This window comes from Ruminococcus sp. 5_1_39BFAA (assembly GCF_964240875.1).
In the GTDB taxonomy this organism is placed as follows: Bacteria; Bacillota; Clostridia; order Lachnospirales; family Lachnospiraceae; genus Blautia_A.
Genome location: NZ_CAXSVO010000079.1, coordinates 1 through 2,018, shown reverse-complemented (window position 1 = coordinate 2,018; position 2,018 = coordinate 1). Strand labels below are relative to the sequence as shown.

Genomic DNA, 2,018 nt, shown 5'->3' with positions numbered 1-2,018 from the left:
ATAAGAATTGTCATATCTGAATTCTTACCAAAAAAGAGTTATTTTTTACCAGAAACACAAACTATTTTACACTACCGGACATTCTCCCGGTCATATGTGCTTTTGGGAGAATAAAAAGGGCTATCTCTATACGGGTGATTTAGTTTACAAGGATACGCTGACGGCGTGGTTTCCGTCCACTGACCCCCACGCTTATTTGCGTTCGCTTGAAAATATTGCAGAGCTTCCTGCAAATAGGGTATTCCCCGCACATCATTCGCTTGATATTCAGCCTGAGATTTTAATTCGTATGCGAGACGCGTTTAGACAGCTCAAAACTAACGGACAACTTCATCACGGCAGCGGAACTTTCGACTATGGCGATTGGTCGGTATGGCTGTAAAGCAACTTTCAGTTTGTCGCTATCTCAAATAGAATATAAATGACAAAAAACATCGTAGAAATACGGTGTTTTTTGTTACCCAAAACCCTACAATTTCATACATAACCACAGGTTAGTACAAAGACCTTGTGTAATTTTTCGAAAGGCTTAGAAAGGCAATTTTGCCCGATTTTCGCCCCGAGAAATGACAGAAACAAGGCTTGAAGTATCTTTCCTGTGGTTTTTTTATTTTCAGACGGAAAGGTGGATTGATATGCCGAGAATGAGCAAAAAACGGAAACAAGAGTGGGCGTTGTTTCTGAATGAAAGAAATCGCATTACTTACAACGAGATTTGCAGAAAATGCAGTAATGACTGTAAACAGAGTTTCCGTTGTATCGTGGTGCATTGCCCTAAGTATTTATCGAAAAGGAGAACGAAGAAAAATGAAGCAAGTGGAAAATGAAATGAATGTAAATGTACCTCTTGAAGTTATCAAGGCAAGTGAAATCGAACCGAAAGAAGTGAAATGGCTGTGGTATCCGTATATTCCGTTTGGTAAGGTTACGCTTTTGCAGGGCGACCCCGGCGATGGAAAAAGCAAGTTAATGCTGTCAATCGCCGCCCTGCTTTCAAAAGGAGAACATCTCCCCTTTAGCGATAAAGAAATCGAGCCTATGACTATTATTTATCAGACAACGGAAGATGACGCAGACGATACGGTAGTACCCCGATTTAATTCGGCTGGCGGTAACGGAGAAAACCTTATCTTCATTAAGGAAGATGTGAAGTCTTTATCCTTTGGGGATAACCGTATTGCTGAAGCAATCGAAAGGTATCACGCAAGACTTTTAATTCTTGACCCGATGAGTTCCTATATCGGAGAGAGCTGTTCAATGAACAATGCCAACGAAACACGAGCAGAGTTTAATCATCTGATAGCGGTTGCAAAAAATACTGGCTGTGCCATCGTGATTATCGCTCATATGAATAAGATGAAAGATACTAACCCGCTTTATCGCACCAACGGTTCGATTGATATTGCGGGTGCTGCAAGAAGTATTCTTGCAATCACACGCACACCGAACAAAGAAGCACCAGCGGAAAGATATATGGTGCAGGTAAAATCCAACCTTGCCCCGACAGGTTCGGCAATTCTTTTTGAGGTTGCGGAAAAAGGAGTTGACTTTATTTCTGAAATGGAAATGACAGCAGAAGAAGCGTTCCAGTCCCTCGCACCAAAAATGGGCAGACCGAATGACAAGGAAATCAAGGCGAAAGAATTTCTTTTAGAAATGCTGAAAGACGGAGAAATGCTGTCTACGGATTGTGAAGAAAGACTTGAAGCCGCAGGGTTCAAGAAATCGACCATAAAAAAGGCAAAGAAGAAAGCGGGGGTTATTTCTAAAAAGAAAGGCTTTCTGTGGTATTGGTCTTTGCCGACGGGCGATATACTGAGAGAATAAAAGCAGGCTGTCTGATGAGTGGACAGTCTGCTTTTATGATTGAGGTATCTAAAGGAGGTCAAGGGGGAACTCCCTTGCCCACGACATCTTTGCAGACGAAGTCTGAAAGTGTCATAGTACAGCATTGCATTAATAATTAAGCAATATCAAACCGTCAAAGGTATACCTTTATAAGTCCATTTAAAGGGCTT

General features: G+C 41.6%; 2 protein-coding genes and 1 pseudogene. All 3 read left to right on the top strand.

The genetic code is table 11. The features are described from left to right. Positions 1 to 70: 70 nt before the first annotated feature. A pseudogene (locus tag ACESZH_RS23795) lies at positions 71 to 382 on the top strand (MBL fold metallo-hydrolase); the annotation flags it as partial. Between the two features lie 253 nt (positions 383 to 635). Then, complete coding sequence (locus tag ACESZH_RS23790) at positions 636 to 827, top strand: hypothetical protein (RefSeq protein WP_373219565.1); 192 nt, start codon at positions 636 to 638, stop codon at positions 825 to 827. Continuing rightward, complete coding sequence (locus ACESZH_RS23785) at positions 808 to 1,827, top strand: AAA family ATPase (protein WP_373219567.1); 1,020 nt, start codon at positions 808 to 810, stop codon at positions 1,825 to 1,827. The genes ACESZH_RS23790 and ACESZH_RS23785 overlap by 20 nt, the downstream gene beginning before the upstream one ends. Positions 1,828 to 2,018 lie beyond the last annotated feature (191 nt).